The organism is Pseudomonas fluorescens (assembly GCF_001648775.1).
GTDB lineage: Bacteria > Pseudomonadota > Gammaproteobacteria > Pseudomonadales > Pseudomonadaceae > Aquipseudomonas > Aquipseudomonas fluorescens_M.
This window is the reverse complement of sequence record NZ_LVEJ01000025.1, coordinates 1-14003: the sequence shown is the minus strand read 5'-3', so window position 1 is coordinate 14003 and position 14003 is coordinate 1. Positions and strand designations below refer to the sequence as shown.

The window sequence follows — 14003 nt, the reverse complement described above, 5'->3', positions numbered from 1 at the left end:
CTTGTAGTGGAAAGCCAAGAAGCCGCGCAGGGTAATCGCTGCGCGAGGAATCTTGAAGCGCCGGCTTCAGAGAACGCCACTTGTGGCCGATAACCCACTCGGTGACTTAAAAGTCGCGTGAATTCGCTTGATAGCATTTGGCCGGCAGCTATCATCTGCGCGCCTGAAATTGCCCTCACTTCAATTGCCTGGAAATCTTCGATGCTGTCGTATCACCAAAAGAGTTTTCTGATCGTCGATGATTTCTCGGATTTCCGCAGTTCCGTGCGTTCGATGCTGCGTGAGCTGGGCGTCAAGGACGTCGACACTGCGGATACCGGTGAGCAGGCGCTGAAGATGTGTGCGCAGAAGTCCTATGATTTCATCCTGCAGGATTTCCATCTCGGCGATGGCAAGAAGAACGGCCAGCAGGTGCTCGAAGACTTGATGCTGGAAAAGCTGATCAGCCATGAGGCGGTGTTCGTCATGGTCACCGCCGAGACCAGTCAGGCGATGGTGCTCAGTGCCCTGGAGCATGAGCCGGATGCGTACCTGACCAAACCGTTCAACCGTTCCGGCCTGGCGCAGCGCCTGGAGCGTCTGGAGCAACGCAAGACGTTGCTCAAACCGATTCTGCAAGCCCTTGATCGTGGCAAACCGGTCGAGGTGCTCAACGCGTGCATCGCCCTGTGCAAGCAGGACATTCGTTATTCGCCGCTGTGCCTGCGCTACCGCGCCGATGCGTTGCGCGACATGAACCAGAACGAAGCGCTGGAACGCCTTTACGACAGCATCATCGCCGACCGGCCATTGCCGTGGGCGTTTGCCGGGTTGGGCAAGTTGCTGTTCAAGCGCGGTCAGGTGGCGCAGGCCAAAGGCGTCTATGAGAAAGCGCTGAAAGTATTTCCGATGATGCCGTCGTTGTATGACGGCATGGCCGACGTGCTGGTTGCCGAGGGCGACACCAAAGGTGCGCAGCGGGTGCTGGAAGAGGCGATTCGCTTGTCGCCACTGGCGGTGCGTCGCCAGGCCTTGCTCGGCAAACTGGCGATGGCCAACGAGGATTTCGACACCGCTTCGCGTGCTTATCGTCAGGCCGTGGCGCAAGGTGCGCAGTCGCGCTTCAAGGATCCGGAAAGCAATCTCGGGCTGGCTCACGCGCTGATCAGCAAGGGCAGTGAGCGCGGACTCGATACGCGCACGCGGCTGGAGATCAACACCACCCTCAGTGCCGTGGCCAAAGAGAACCCGAGCGACCCCGGCCTGCAGATTCGTGCGCGCCTGATGAAGGCCACCAGCCTGCTGCTCAACGATGCCGAAACCGCTGACAAGCTCACCGAGCAGGCGATGCTGCGTCTCGACGGCATGGAGCAGTTCATGAGCCCGGAAGCGGCGTTGTTGGTCGCCAAACAGTTGCAGATGCTCGGTCAGGCCGAGGCGGGCACCTCGATGCTCAAGAGCTGCGCGGAGATCTACGGTGATGACCCTGCGGTGATGAAAGACATTGCCAAGCTCACCGACGACCCGACGATCCTCAGTTCGAGCAACGCTGCCGCCGACCTCAACCGCCAGGGCGTGCGCGTGTACAAGACCGGCAATCTGGTGGAGGCTCGCGAGGTCTTCCGCAAGGCGCTGAAGATGCAACCGAAGAACATCAGTATCGCGCTGAACATGGCCCAGTCGCTGCTGCATGGCACCGACACCAGTGTGCCGTCGGCGGAGCTGGAAGAATGTCGGGCCTGCCTGAAAATGGTCGGCCTGATGCCCGACACCGACGCGCGTTTTGCGCGTTATCAGAAGCTGAAAAGCAAGGCGTTTGGCGAATGAACCACGACGAGCAGGCTCTGGATTTTTCCACGGTGATCGCCTCCACCGTCCACGACATGAAGAACTCGCTGGCCATGCTCATGCAGGCCCACAGCCAATGGCTGGCGCGCTTGCCTGAGGCACAACGGCAAGGCGCGGAGCAGGGCGTGATTGACTTCGAGTTCGCCCACCTCAACGGCATGCTGGTGCAACTGCTCGGGCTGTACAAGCTCGGCGTCAACCAGATGCCGCTGCAACCGGCCTATCACGAGCTCGACGATTTCATCGAGGCGCAACTGGCCGCGCATCAAGAGGTGTTTGCCAGTCGCGGGATCATCGCCACCTATGAAGTCGATCCGCTGAGCCCGCTGGGTTTCTTCGACCGTGAACTGATCGCTTCGGTGCTCGGTAACTGCATCAACAATGCGATTCGTTATGCGCGCGAATCGTTGCTGATCACCGTCAGCGACGAAGCCGGGCAGTTGGTGCTGAGCATCAATGATGACGGCGACGGTTATCCGCCCGAGATGCTCGAGCGTCAGGCCGATTACGTCCAGGGCATCAATCACAGCAGCGGCAGCACCGGGCTTGGCCTGTACTTCGCTAACCGGATCGCGGCGCTGCATCAGCGCAATGGCGTCGAAGGTCGCACCGAAATAAGCAACGGCGGACCGCTCGGCGGCGGGGTGTTCAGCCTTTATCTGCCGTGACACGGGTTTTTGTTTGACGCTGCTTGATATTCCGAACAGCCGGAGCCTATTTTGTACGAGTCGCCGTTCGCGGCTCGCACAATAACAAGGATAGCGTCATGACTACCGATGGTCAGCGTTCACTCGCGCAGCGATTGACGGGCATTGATGAGATTGAATGTGTCACGCCGGATTTGAACGGCGTACCACGGGGCAAGGTGATGACCGCCGAGGGGTTCCTCGAAGGGCGGCGTTTGCAGCTGGCGCGTGGCGTGTTGCTGCAATGCATCATGGGCGGTTATCCAGCGGCGCGGTTTTACGGCAGCGATGACGGCGATCTCGCGCTGATTGCCGAACCGACCCAGATCCATCGCTTGCCATGGAGTGACGACCCGCGTGCCCTGGCCATTTGCGATGCCGATGAACTGACCGGCGAAAGCTCCAACCTCTCGACCCGTGGTCAACTCAAAGCGGTCATTGCGCGTTATGCCGCGCGCGGTCTGGCGCCGGTGGTGGCCACTGAACTGGAATTTTTCGTGTTCGCGCCGAACACCGATCCGACTCAGCCGTTCCGTCCACCGGTTGGCCTCGACGGTCGTCGCGAAGACGGCTTGTCCGCGTTCAGCGTCAGTTCCAACAACGGTCTGCGGCCGTTCTTCAGCGAAGTCTATAAATGCATGGCCGCCCTCGGCCTGCCGCGCGACACCTTCATGCACGAAATGGGTGTCAGCCAGTTCGAGATCAATCTGTTGCACGGCGATCCGCTGTTGCTTGCCGACCAGACATTCCTGTTCAAACACCTGCTCAAGGAAGTCGCGCTCAAGCACGGCTTGACCGTGGTGTGCATGGCCAAACCGCTGGCACACACGCCGGGCAGTTCAATGCACATTCACCAGAGCATCGTCGACATCAACAGCGGCAAGAATGTGTTCAGTGACGCGCACGGTGAGCCGACCGCGATGTTCCGCCACTTCATCGGTGGGCAACAGGCGGGCATGGCCGATTTCACCGCGTTGTTCGCCCCGAACGTGAACTCCTATCAGCGCCTGTGCCATCCGTATGCATCGCCGAACAACGCCTGCTGGTCCCACGACAATCGGGCGGCGGGGCTGCGGATTCCGGCAAGTTCGCCGGTCGCTCGTCGAGTCGAAAACCGCTTGCCGGGCGCCGATGCCAATCCGTACCTGGCGATCGCCGCCAGTCTGGCCGCCGGGCTGCATGGGATCGAGCATGAGTTGGAACCGACCGAGGCCATTCAGGGCGAATTCGAGGTGCCGGACAATCTTTCCCTGCCGTGTACCTTGCACGCCGCCCTCGAACGTCTGAAACGTAGCCAATTGGCGAGGGAACTGTTCGGACAGGAGTTCATCGAAGGCTACATCGCTTCGAAGACCCTGGAGTTGACCAGCTTCTATGATGAAATCACTCCCTGGGAACGGCGCGTTCTAGCAGCCCAGGCCTGACGAACCGTCGCCACCGGGCTATCGTTTGATAGCCCGGTACTTACTGCAAGGAGCCGCTCGGAACGCCGATGCGCCAAATCTGGAAATCCTTTCGAGCGCTGTATTTCGCCTCGCTGATGATGTTGATCGGCTCGGGCCTTCTATCGACTTATCTGGCGTTGCGCCTGGCCGCTGACCATGTTGATGGGCTGTGGGTCGGTGCGTTGATGGCGGCCAACTATTTCGGCCTGGTGCTGGGCGGCAAGATCGGTCACCGGTTGATTGCCCGGGTCGGCCATATTCGTGCGTACTCGGCGTGTGCCGGGATCGTCGGGGCGGCGGTACTCGGTCATGGTCTGGTCGACTGGCTGCCGGCGTGGCTGGTGCTGCGGACCATCGTCGGTCTGGGCATGATGTGCCAATACATGGTGATCGAGAGCTGGCTCAACGAGCAGGCGGACGCCAATCAGCGCGGGCTGGTGTTCAGTGGTTACATGATCGCCTCGTATCTGGGGCTGGTACTCGGCCAACTGATTCTGGTCATGCACCCGGGCCTCGGCCTGGAACTGCTGATGCTGGTCGCGCTGTGCTTCGCGTTGTGTCTGGTGCCAGTGACATTGACCCGGCGGATTCACCCGGCGCCGTTGCATCCGGCACCGATGGAGCCGCGCTTCTTTATCAAGCGGGTACCGCAGTCGTTGAGTACGGTGCTCGGTGCCGGTTTGATCATCGGTTCGTTCTACGGTCTGGCGCCGTTGTATGCCTCGCAACAGGGGCTGTCGACCGAGCAGGTCGGTCTGTTCATGGGTAGCTGCATTTTTGCCGGTTTGCTGGTGCAGTGGCCGTTGGGCTGGTTGTCTGACCGTTATGATCGGGCGCTGCTGATTCGCTGCTTTGCCGGGTTCCTCGCGGTGGCGGCATTGCCGCTGGCGATCCTTCCGCACGTGCCGCTGGAAGTGTTGTTCGGGGTCGGCTTCCTCTGTTCGCTGGTGCAGTTCTGTTTGTATCCGCTGGCGGTGGCGTTCTCCAATGACCATGTGGAAGGTGATCGGCGGGTGTCGCTGACGGCGATGCTGCTGGTCACTTACGGTGTCGGCGCGAGCATCGGGCCGTTGCTCGCAGGCGTATTGATGAAGTTGTTCGGCAGCCAGAGCCTGTACGCGTTTTTCAGCTTCTTCGCGTTGGTGCTGGTGTGGCGGATCCGGCCGAAAGCCGTGACCAATCTGCACCAGGTCGACGACGCACCGCTGCATCACGTGGCGATGCCGGACAGCATGTCCAGTTCGCCGCTGGTGGCAGCACTGGACCCGCGCGTGGATGAGCAAGTGGTGCAGGAGCAGATGCAGAATCCCGTGGCGCCTGAGCCAGAACCGCAACCTGATGCAGAACCTGAAATTCAGCCTGATCCGGCGGTGGTGCCTGACCCGGATGACGGCAGCGATAAACCGACGCCGGACATCAGCGGTGCGCGGCCCTGACGCCGTAGTCCAAACGATGCTTTAACTGTGGCGCGGGAGCAAGCTCCCGCGCCACAGGATAGTTATCGGTCCTGCTATTGCGTGAGGCAAAAAAAATGGCAGTCCCATTCGGGGCTGCCCTTTTTTGTGTTGGCGTGCGAATCAGAGATCGTCTTTATCGAAACGCCGTGCTTCACGCTGCAACTGATAAACAAAACGCTCAACGTTGCGGGCTGCCTGGCCACTGATGTTGTGGAAGCGCAGACCGGCAAAGGTGATGTTGAGTTTTTCTTCGAAATGCAGATAACGCAGTTCAACGGAGGTCGGCTGGTTGCCGAACAGCGGCGGGGCGATCAAGCGGTCGTAGACCTGACCCAGTTGCAGGCGATCGGTGATATCGCCTTCGAAACGCAGCTTGCACCCGGTCGCGGAAATATCCAGCAGCTTGCCGTTGATCGGCGCCTTGAGCTTTTCGCCACCCAGTTCGACGCTGACCAGATCAGTCAGCTTCAAAGCTGCGCGGAACGCATTGCGACGCTGGTGATAAACCACTTCGGTCGGCAAATCGCCGGTGTAAAAGCGATCACCCTCGGACTCTTCGATGTTCAGCGTGCCAGTGCATTCCCAGGCAATGCGCACACCTTCGTGAAAACCTTCGACCCGGAACGGTTCGCCGGCCAGCAGGAAGCGTTCGCCATCGCGCGGGATCATTTCGTCCAGAGCGATCGAAGCGCTGTCGCGGTCGACTTTGATCAGGTAGCTCTGGAAGCGCTGGCTGCGCTCATGGAAGGTGATGATCAGCGGATCGTGACTTTCTTGCAGTTGGCGCAGGTTGCTGGAGATTTCCAGTGGCGTGGTAAGCACCTTAGGGGGCTGCGGAGCATCATCCGCGCTGAGGGCGTTGGACACGGTTAATCAATCTCCAGACAAAATATGACGACTTGCCAGCATTTTGCCAGCATGTTCCGCGGGTTGATAGTGCTGGCGCATCAACGACTCATGCCTGGCTGAGCGGACGCGGTACGGCCGGTTTGGCGAAAGTACCACTGGCGTTGTACAGCGCCGGTGCTTCACCGCCGGTGAGGATCTTCAACTGATTGGCCGTGGAGGCCTGCTGGATCTGGATCGACTGACCATTCTTGAGGTTGGCCGTCTGGCATTGAGCGATCAGATCAGTCAATGCATCGCCTTGCGTCAGCAACTGGTCGCCAATGCTCGATTGGCTGGCCAGTTGCGCAAGGCCGCTGCGATCGGTCGGCAGGTTGAGGCTGGCGAGGATTTCGCTGCGTTTGCGGCCATGCTGTTCAAGCAGAATGATCAATGCCTGTTTGTGCGCCAGAATTTCTTCCAGCAGCGGCATGTCGCGACCGTGCAAGGCGAGGGACTCGGTTTGCAATAACTCCAGCAATTGTTGCGCTGGAGCAAAGTCGTCGTTGATCAGTTGCAATAAATTAGTGTCGTGCATGGCTGGCCTTGGGGGTTAAGCGTCCAAAAGCCTGCGCAGGCAAAGGCCTAGCGCTGGGCTTCGAAGTTGAGCAGTTTGCTGGCTACACGGTTGCTGTCGACTTTATAGCTGCCATCGGCAATCGCGGCTTTCAACTCGGCCACACGGGCTTTGTCGACAGCAGGCTGATCGCGCAGCTTGTCAGTGACCTTCTGCAACTGTTGAGCCTCATTGCTGAGGTGTACCGATTCCCCGCTTTTTGCGGTACTGGCCTGTTCGGCCGGGGTATTCAGCGGCGCGGAGGTGCCGGTTTCGGCGGTTTCCTTGGCGTTGCTGGTACGTGTACTGCCCGTAAGTGACGAGGAGCTGTTCAAACGGCTGAAATCGATGACCATGATAAAAACCTCTGGGAATTTGGACGCTTGCCATGTTTTCGGCCATCCCCTGGAAAACTTTAGGCGCATTTACCAATGAACCTTGCATGCGCCGACGCGTGTCCTGCTGCGGCACAGTTTAGGGAACAGCCGGGGTCAGCGCCAGTTTTCTACATCGCCACTTCCACTTGGCCGGGCGCGGTGACTTGCGCCTTGATGACCCGCTGGGAGTTGAGGTTTTTCACCCGGATCTGTTCTTTCAAGCCGCCATTGGCCAGCGCTTCACCGGGCATGCGCACGGCGAGCGTGCCGCTGCGCGCGGTGATGACCACTTGATCGCCTTTGCGTACGACTTCCGCCTGTTCCAGATGGACCAGGGTAATCACCTGATCGGCTACCGTTGGTCGGGTTAATTTCTGCCCGATCGCTTCGTCTACGGAAGTCAGAAAGCCTTGATTAATCGTGCTGACGTCGCGCTCACGCAAGGTCACGTCCTGCGGCTCGATAATCCCTGCGCGTTTGAGTGGTCGGGTGGTCGTCACAATCTCGCGAAACAGGCGGACTTGAGCGGGCACGAACACAGTCCAGGGCGAGGCGCCTTCACAGCGAACCTTGACCGTTACCCGGCCCAGCGGACGCGCCGGGCTCTCCAGAGTGGCTGTCAATTCCTTGTCGCACATAGGCATGCGCATACGGGGGTCGAGCTGGTTTACTTCGATTTCGTAGCGGCCTTCCGTTTGACTGGTAGCCAGATAGTCTTCTACGGTGAACTCAAGAAAGCCCTGAGTGACGCCGATAAGCATGTCAGGCAAGGTAACCGCATCAGCAATGGCAGGGCTGCCAGCGAAAAAGCAGCAGACGGCTGACATCGCGCAAAGGCTTTTGCGAGCGCGGGATGTCAGGTGTCGGAAAAATGTCGTTTGAGCGTTCATACGAGTTAAAAAGCAAGCGCCGTGCCGTTTAGCAATGAATGTGCGTCGCAACAACACTTGGCGTTGGTGTAGGAGTCTGGGCATGGCTGGTGTAATGGATTCGGTAAACCAGCGCACGCAACTGGTGGGGCAGAATCGCCTGGAGCTGTTGTTGTTCCGTCTTGACGGTCAGCAGCTCTATGGAATCAACGTGTTCAAGGTACGGGAAGTGTTGCAGTGCCCGTCGCTGACGTTGATGCCCAAGTCCAGTCCTGTCGTGTGCGGGGTGGCAAATATCCGGGGGGCAACCATTCCGATCCTTGATCTGGCAATGGCGACCGGTTCCGGAGCGTTGAAAGACAAGAAAAACCCGTTCGTGATCATCACGGAGTACAACACCAAGACCCAGGGTTTCCTGGTCCGCTCGGTGGAGCGCATCGTCAACATGAACTGGGAAGAGATTCATCCACCGCCCAAGGGCACGGGTCGCGATCATTACCTGACCGCTGTGACTCGGGTGGACAATCAGTTAGTCGAAATCATCGACGTCGAGAAAGTGCTGGCGGAAGTGGCGCCGACGCCGGAAGCGATTTCGGTCGGTGTGGTCGATGTCGAGACCCAGACCAAAGCGTTGTCGCTGCGAGTGCTGACGGTCGATGACTCATCGGTGGCGCGCAAGCAGGTGACGCGTTGCCTGCAGACGGTCGGCGTCGAAGTGGTGGCGCTGAACGACGGCAAGCAGGCGCTGGATTACCTGCGCAAGCTGGTCGATGAGGGCAAGAAGCCCGAAGAAGAGTTCCTGATGATGATCTCCGACATCGAGATGCCGGAGATGGACGGATACACTTTGACGGCCGAGATTCGCGCTGACTCGCGCATGCAAAAGCTTCATATCATCCTGCATACTTCGTTGTCCGGGGTATTCAATCAGGCGATGGTCAAGAAAGTCGGTGCCGATGACTTTTTGGCCAAATTCCGTCCTGATGACCTGGCATCCCGGGTAGTCGACCGGATCAAAGCAGCAGATATCAGCTAGGAGCGCTTTGCTCCTGGCGGTCAACACGATTTAAGAGGCGGCATCATTGTCTACGGGTAATTTGGATTTCGAACAGTTCCGGGTCTTCCTGGAAAAAGCCTGTGGCATTTTGCTCGGTGAAAACAAGCAGTACCTGGTCTCGAGCCGTCTCAACAAACTGATGGAGCAGCAAGGCATCAAATCCCTGGGTGAGCTGGTTCAGCGCATCCAGACCCAGCCGCGCAGCGGTTTGCGCGAGCAGGTGGTCGATGCCATGACGACCAACGAAACCCTGTGGTTTCGTGACACCTATCCGTTTGAAGTCTTGAAGAACAAGGTCCTGCCCGAAGCGATCAAGGCCAGCCCCAACCAGCGTCTGCGGATCTGGTCGGCGGCGTGCTCGTCGGGGCAGGAACCGTACTCGCTGTCGATGTCGATCGACGAGTTCGAGCGGACCAACCTCGGTCAGTTGAAGATGGGCGTGCAGATCGTTGCCACGGATCTGTCCGGCCTGATGCTGACCAACTGCAAGACGGGCGAGTACGACAGCCTGGCCATCGGTCGCGGTTTGTCGCCGGAACGTCTGCAGCGTTACTTCGACCCGAAAGGGCCGGGGCGCTGGGTGATCAAGGCGCCGATCAAGAACCGGGTGGAATTCCGCTCGTTCAACCTGCTCGACAGCTATGCCGCGCTGGGCAAGTTCGACATCGTGTTCTGCCGCAACGTGTTGATCTACTTCTCTGCCGAAGTGAAGAAGGACATCCTGTTGCGCATTCACAGCACGTTGAAGCCGGGCGGTTATCTGTTCCTTGGCGCTTCCGAAGCGCTGAACGGTTTGCCGGACCATTACCAGATGGTCCAGTGCAGCCCGGGGATCATTTACCAGGCGAAATAACTGCATCGGCAATACAAAAAACGGCAGGCCCGCAAAGGCCTGCCGTTTTTTTGTGCCCCAAGAAATTCTCCTTAACACCAAAAATCCCTGTGGGAGCGAGCTTGCTCGCGAAGAGGCCGTCACATTCTGCATTTGCATCGGCTGACACACCGCCTTCGCGAGCAAGCTCGCTCCCACAGTTGTCCGGTGATGATAGTGAGATGGACGGGGAGCGGCAGAAAAGCGGCATCCGGCGGAAACCGCTTGCCGCTTTTCTGGCATTGCCGCTTTGCCGATTCCCGGCAAAGCCCCGGTTTACGGGGGTTTCTCGGTTTGGCACGGCGCTTGCTAAAGCTTCAGTTACGAAAAACCGGTCACCTGAAGGTTCCCGACATGAGCATCAGCTTCGATAAAGCGCTCGGCATTCACGAAAAGGCATTGGGCTTCCGCGCCCAGCGTGCCGAAGTGCTGGCCAACAACATCGCCAACGCCGATACCCCGAACTACAAGGCGCGGGATCTGGACTTCTCCAAAGTGCTTGAAGCACAGACCCAGAAAAATGCGAACGGCACCATCGCCCTGAACATGACCAACAGCCGTCACATCGAAGCTGAAGGTCTGGGCAATGGCGACGAATCGCTGATGTATCGCACGCCGATGCAACCGTCGATCGACCAGAACACCGTGGACGCCCAACTGGAACAGTCGAACTACGCGGAAAACGCCGTCGGCTTCCAGGCCAGCTTCACCCTGCTCAACAGCAAATTCAAAGGGCTGGTGTCAGCCCTGCGCGGAGAGTAATCCATGTCCCTGTCCAGCGTTTTCAACATTGCCGGCAGCGGCATGAGCGCACAGACCACGCGTCTGAACACCGTGGCTTCGAACATCGCCAACGCCGAAACCGTCTCGTCGAGCATCGACCAGACCTATCGCGCCCGTCACCCGGTGTTCGCCACCATGTTCCAGGGCGGCCAGAACAGCGGCAGCAACTCGCTGTTCCAGAGCCAGGACGCGGCCGGTCAAGGCGTGCAGGTGCTCGGCGTGGTCGAAGACCAGAGCAACCTCGAAGCGCGCTACGAGCCGAACCATCCGGCGGCCGATGCCAAAGGCTACGTCTACTACCCGAACGTCAACGTGGTGGAAGAAATGGCTGACATGATTTCCGCGAGCCGGTCCTTCCAGACCAACGCCGAAATGATGAACACCGCCAAAACCATGATGCAGAAGGTACTGACCCTCGGTCAGTAATAAGGGGCGACTGCCATGAGTGTTTCCGATACCACCAGCAGCTTGAGCATGAATGACATCCTGGCGAACTCGTCGAAAAAGACCGGTTCGACCACAGGTGGCATTGCTTCGGCCACGAACAGCGCCACCGGCGGCCAGGCCCTGGGCAAGGACGCGTTCCTGCAATTGCTGGTCACCCAGCTGAAAAACCAGAACCCGCTCGATCCGCAGGACAACAGTGCATTCGTTGCCCAGTTGGCGCAGTTCAGTAGCCTGGAAGGCATCACCACGCTGAACTCCACCGTGAGTGGCCTTGCTGGCAACTACAACTCTTCGCAAGCGCTGCAAGCTTCGTCGCTGGTCGGTCGCAACGTGATCGTGCAGACCAACTCGGTTCAGCTCGACGATCCGAGCAAAGGCATGACCGGTTCGGTCACCGTTCCGTCGTCGATTGCAGGCGGCACCGTCAGCATCACCGACAGCAGCGGCACGGTGGTTCGCACCATCGATCTGGGCAGTCGCGCCGCAGGCAGCGCGAGCTTCACCTGGGACGGCAAGGACAAGGACGGCAACGTGGTCAAGACCGGTACTTATACCGTCAAGGCCAACGCATCGATCAATGGCACCTCGACCGACATGGCGACCTACCTGCCGGCTACCGTCACCAGCGTGACGATCAGCCAGACCGGCGGCGAGCTTATGCTCAACCTGTCCGGCAAGGGCACCGTTGCCCTGTCCAAAGTACAAACCATTGGTATATAGAGCCGACTAACCGGCACAAAGGAGTGGAATATGTCTTTCAATATCGGCCTTAGCGGTCTCTATGCAGCCAACAAACAACTGGACGTGACCGGCAACAACATTGCCAACGTCGCGACCACCGGTTTCAAATCGTCCCGTGCGGAATTCGAAGACGTCTACTCGGCCACTCGCCTGGGCAGCGGCAGCAAAGTCATCGGCAACGGCGTGCGCCTGGCCAACGTGTCCCAGCAGTTCACCCAAGGTGATATCAACAACACCGGTAACGTGTTGGACATGGGCATCAACGGTTCGGGCTTCTTCACGCTGAGCAACAACGGTTCGGTGTCCTATACCCGTTCCGGTACTTTCAAGGTCGACAATAACGGCTTCATCACTAACACCGACTACACCTCGCGCCTGCAAGGTTATGGTGTGGATGCCAACGGCAAGATCATGAACGGCGTCTTGACCGACCTGAAGATCGACACCTCGAACCTGGCGCCGAAGTCCTCTTCGCTGGTGACCTCGACCATCAACTTGAACTCGACTGCGCCGAAGATCGACGACACCGTGCCGGCCGGCAAGTTTGACCCGACCAACCTCGCGACCTACACCAAGTCGTTCAGCACCCCGATCTACGACAGTCAGGGCAACATGCACCCGATGGATCAGTACGTGGTGAAAACCGGTGACAACACCTGGAAGGTGTACACCCTGGTAGACGGTCGCAACCCGGATGCTACCGGTACCGATCCGAAAACCACTCCGCCGGTTGCCTCCACCATGACCTTTGACTCGGCGGGCAAACTGACTCAGGTCAGCACGCCGAGCACCTTGCCGCCTCCGGCGCCGAACCCAATCATCAGCAGCGACCTGACGCTTAAAGGCTGGGTGCCGGGGAATGTGGTCAATGGCAACTTTACGCCTAACGGTGCTGCGGCGAACCCGGCCGGTATTACCATTTCGATGGCGAAGACCACTCAGTACAACGCTGATACCTCGCGTTCGATTCCTACTCAGGATGGTTATGCCACTGGCCAGATCACCAACCTGACCATCGACGGCACTGGTACTTTGTTTGCAAACTTCAGCAACAACCAGAGCAAGGCCATCGGCCAGGTTGCACTGGCCAGCTTCACCAACGAACAAGGCCTGCAGGCTATCGGTGGCACCAGTTGGAAAGAGACGTTCGCTTCGGGTATCCCGGGCTACGATGCACCGGAAACCGGTACCTTGGGTTCGATCGCCTCCAACTCGCTGGAAGAGTCCAACGTTAACCTGACCAACGAACTGGTGGACCTGATTAAGGGCCAGAGCAACTATCAGGCGAACGCCAAGACCATTTCCACTCAGAGCACCATCATGCAGACCATTATTCAGATGACCTGATGTTATCTGATAGCAGCACTGAAAACCGACGCCTTGGGCGTCGGTTTTTTTTTGCCCGCTGCCAGGCTTTTCTCAGATAACTACCGTTCGTCGGTCGCTGTGGTGCAGTAATTGCAGATGCCCCGAGCTGAGGAGGGGGCGCGTCAAACTTCCGCAGATTATGGACCTCTGGTTGCAAGGCGGTTAAACGTCTCATCAATGACCACGCTCAAAAGTACTCGGCCTTATCGAGGCGATTCTGAAGCATTGCGTTGACTATCGATTCATCAAAAAGGCAAGGAAGAAACAATGGCAGTTATAAACGGAACGTCGGGTACGGACACACTGGTAGGCACGTCAAGTGCGGATGAGTTGTATGGGTTTGCAGGAAATGACTCGCTGAGTGGTGGCGATGGCAACGACCTGCTGGATGGCGGGGCAGGTGCTGATGTCTTGAATGGCGGGAACGGTATCGATACCGCGTCCTATGCCAATTCGACGGCAGGAGTGACCGTCAATCTGACCGCTGGCACAGGCGTAGGCGCAGATGCCCAAGGCGATACCTTGACGTCCATAGAGGCCGTTATTGGTTCTGCATTTAATGACATTCTTACCGCCCAGGCATCCGGTAGCACGTTAAACGGTGGCGCAGGTAATGACATCTACTACGTCAACG

At 58.5% G+C, this 14003-nt stretch carries 15 protein-coding genes; 11 read left to right on the top strand and 4 right to left on the bottom strand.

Annotated elements, in window-relative coordinates; genetic code table 11:
* Window positions 1-201 precede the first annotated feature (201 nt).
* The 4 genes from A8O26_RS22460 to A8O26_RS22445 all read left to right on the top strand — a co-directional run bounded on the left by A8O26_RS22460 (window position 202) and on the right by A8O26_RS22445 (window position 5394).
* Window positions 202-1806 carry a tetratricopeptide repeat-containing response regulator gene (locus tag A8O26_RS22460; protein ID WP_064119927.1) on the top strand — a complete coding sequence of 535 codons (1605 nt, stop codon included), beginning with the start codon at window positions 202-204 and terminating at the stop codon, window positions 1804-1806.
* A complete protein-coding gene (locus tag A8O26_RS22455) occupies window positions 1803-2495 on the top strand; it encodes a sensor histidine kinase (protein WP_064119926.1) in 693 nt (230 codons plus the stop codon). The genes A8O26_RS22460 and A8O26_RS22455 overlap by 4 nt, the downstream gene beginning before the upstream one ends.
* A 200-nt stretch (window positions 2496-2695) precedes the next feature.
* On the top strand, window positions 2696-3937 hold the full coding sequence (locus tag A8O26_RS22450) for a glutamine synthetase family protein (protein WP_172828196.1): 1242 nt from the start codon (window positions 2696-2698) through the stop codon (window positions 3935-3937).
* A gap of 68 nt (window positions 3938-4005) precedes the next feature.
* Window positions 4006-5394 (top strand): MFS transporter, encoded by a 1389-nt coding sequence (locus A8O26_RS22445; RefSeq protein ID WP_064119924.1) that lies wholly within the window; start codon window positions 4006-4008, stop codon window positions 5392-5394.
* A 141-nt stretch (window positions 5395-5535) separates the two neighbouring features.
* Here A8O26_RS22445 and A8O26_RS22440 read toward each other — a convergent pair whose 3' ends face one another.
* The 4 genes from A8O26_RS22440 to flgA form a co-directional block, all read right to left on the bottom strand.
* Window positions 5536-6282, bottom strand: coding sequence for a flagellar brake protein (locus A8O26_RS22440; RefSeq protein WP_064119923.1), 747 nt, complete (start codon window positions 6280-6282; stop codon window positions 5536-5538).
* 88 nt (window positions 6283-6370) lie between these two features.
* On the bottom strand, window positions 6371-6838 hold the full coding sequence (locus A8O26_RS22435; protein ID WP_064119922.1) for a flagella synthesis protein FlgN: 468 nt from the start codon (window positions 6836-6838) through the stop codon (window positions 6371-6373).
* Between the two features lie 47 nt (window positions 6839-6885).
* Window positions 6886-7212, bottom strand: coding sequence for a flagellar biosynthesis anti-sigma factor FlgM (gene flgM, locus A8O26_RS22430; protein WP_007960324.1), 327 nt, complete (start codon window positions 7210-7212; stop codon window positions 6886-6888).
* A gap of 149 nt (window positions 7213-7361) precedes the next feature.
* Window positions 7362-8123: a flagellar basal body P-ring formation chaperone FlgA gene (gene flgA / locus A8O26_RS22425; RefSeq protein WP_081265242.1), complete on the bottom strand. Its 762-nt coding sequence runs from the start codon at window positions 8121-8123 to the stop codon at window positions 7362-7364.
* 82 nt (window positions 8124-8205) lie between these two features.
* Here flgA and A8O26_RS22420 point away from each other — a divergent pair, with 82 nt between their 5' ends.
* From A8O26_RS22420 to A8O26_RS22390, 7 genes are all read left to right on the top strand, one after another.
* Window positions 8206-9138: a chemotaxis protein CheV gene (locus A8O26_RS22420; protein ID WP_064119920.1), complete on the top strand. Its 933-nt coding sequence runs from the start codon at window positions 8206-8208 to the stop codon at window positions 9136-9138.
* 46 nt (window positions 9139-9184) lie between these two features.
* Complete coding sequence (cheR, locus tag A8O26_RS22415; RefSeq protein ID WP_016983976.1) at window positions 9185-10012, top strand: protein-glutamate O-methyltransferase CheR; 828 nt, start codon at window positions 9185-9187, stop codon at window positions 10010-10012.
* 372 nt (window positions 10013-10384) lie between these two features.
* Window positions 10385-10792, top strand: coding sequence for a flagellar basal body rod protein FlgB (gene flgB / locus A8O26_RS22410; protein ID WP_007917581.1), 408 nt, complete (start codon window positions 10385-10387; stop codon window positions 10790-10792).
* A 3-nt stretch (window positions 10793-10795) separates the two neighbouring features.
* Complete coding sequence (gene flgC, locus A8O26_RS22405) at window positions 10796-11239, top strand: flagellar basal body rod protein FlgC (RefSeq protein WP_003227217.1); 444 nt, start codon at window positions 10796-10798, stop codon at window positions 11237-11239.
* Window positions 11240-11254: 15 nt separating this feature from the next.
* The gene (flgD, locus tag A8O26_RS22400) at window positions 11255-11980 is read left to right on the top strand and encodes a flagellar hook assembly protein FlgD (protein WP_064119919.1); all 726 of its coding nucleotides are present in this window, start codon (window positions 11255-11257) and stop codon (window positions 11978-11980) included.
* A gap of 30 nt (window positions 11981-12010) precedes the next feature.
* Window positions 12011-13348 carry a flagellar hook protein FlgE gene (gene flgE, locus A8O26_RS22395; RefSeq protein ID WP_064119918.1) on the top strand — a complete coding sequence of 446 codons (1338 nt, stop codon included), beginning with the start codon at window positions 12011-12013 and terminating at the stop codon, window positions 13346-13348.
* Window positions 13349-13636: 288 nt separating this feature from the next.
* The coding region (locus A8O26_RS22390) for a calcium-binding protein (RefSeq protein WP_367600777.1) at window positions 13637-14003 on the top strand (367 nt) is incomplete at its 3' end.

Excerpts from the sequence above, each read along its gene's own strand:
- A8O26_RS22455 (WP_064119926.1), top strand. The coding sequence starts at position 1,803 with ATGAACCACGACGAGCAGGCTCTGGATTTTTCCACGGTGATCGCCTCC.
- A8O26_RS22450 (WP_172828196.1), top strand. The coding sequence starts at position 2,696 with ATGACCGCCGAGGGGTTCCTCGAAGGGCGGCGTTTGCAGCTGGCGCGT.
- flgD (WP_064119919.1), top strand. The coding sequence starts at position 11,255 with ATGAGTGTTTCCGATACCACCAGCAGCTTGAGCATGAATGACATCCTG.
- flgC (WP_003227217.1), top strand. The coding sequence starts at position 10,796 with ATGTCCCTGTCCAGCGTTTTCAACATTGCCGGCAGCGGCATGAGCGCA.
- A8O26_RS22460 (WP_064119927.1), top strand. The coding sequence starts at position 202 with ATGCTGTCGTATCACCAAAAGAGTTTTCTGATCGTCGATGATTTCTCG.
- flgM (WP_007960324.1), bottom strand. The coding sequence starts at position 7,212 with ATGGTCATCGATTTCAGCCGTTTGAACAGCTCCTCGTCACTTACGGGC.
- A8O26_RS22445 (WP_064119924.1), top strand. The coding sequence starts at position 4,006 with ATGCGCCAAATCTGGAAATCCTTTCGAGCGCTGTATTTCGCCTCGCTG.
- A8O26_RS22420 (WP_064119920.1), top strand. The coding sequence starts at position 8,206 with ATGGCTGGTGTAATGGATTCGGTAAACCAGCGCACGCAACTGGTGGGG.
- A8O26_RS22435 (WP_064119922.1), bottom strand. The coding sequence starts at position 6,838 with ATGCACGACACTAATTTATTGCAACTGATCAACGACGACTTTGCTCCA.
- flgE (WP_064119918.1), top strand. The coding sequence starts at position 12,011 with ATGTCTTTCAATATCGGCCTTAGCGGTCTCTATGCAGCCAACAAACAA.
- flgB (WP_007917581.1), top strand. The coding sequence starts at position 10,385 with ATGAGCATCAGCTTCGATAAAGCGCTCGGCATTCACGAAAAGGCATTG.
- flgA (WP_081265242.1), bottom strand. The coding sequence starts at position 8,123 with ATGAACGCTCAAACGACATTTTTCCGACACCTGACATCCCGCGCTCGC.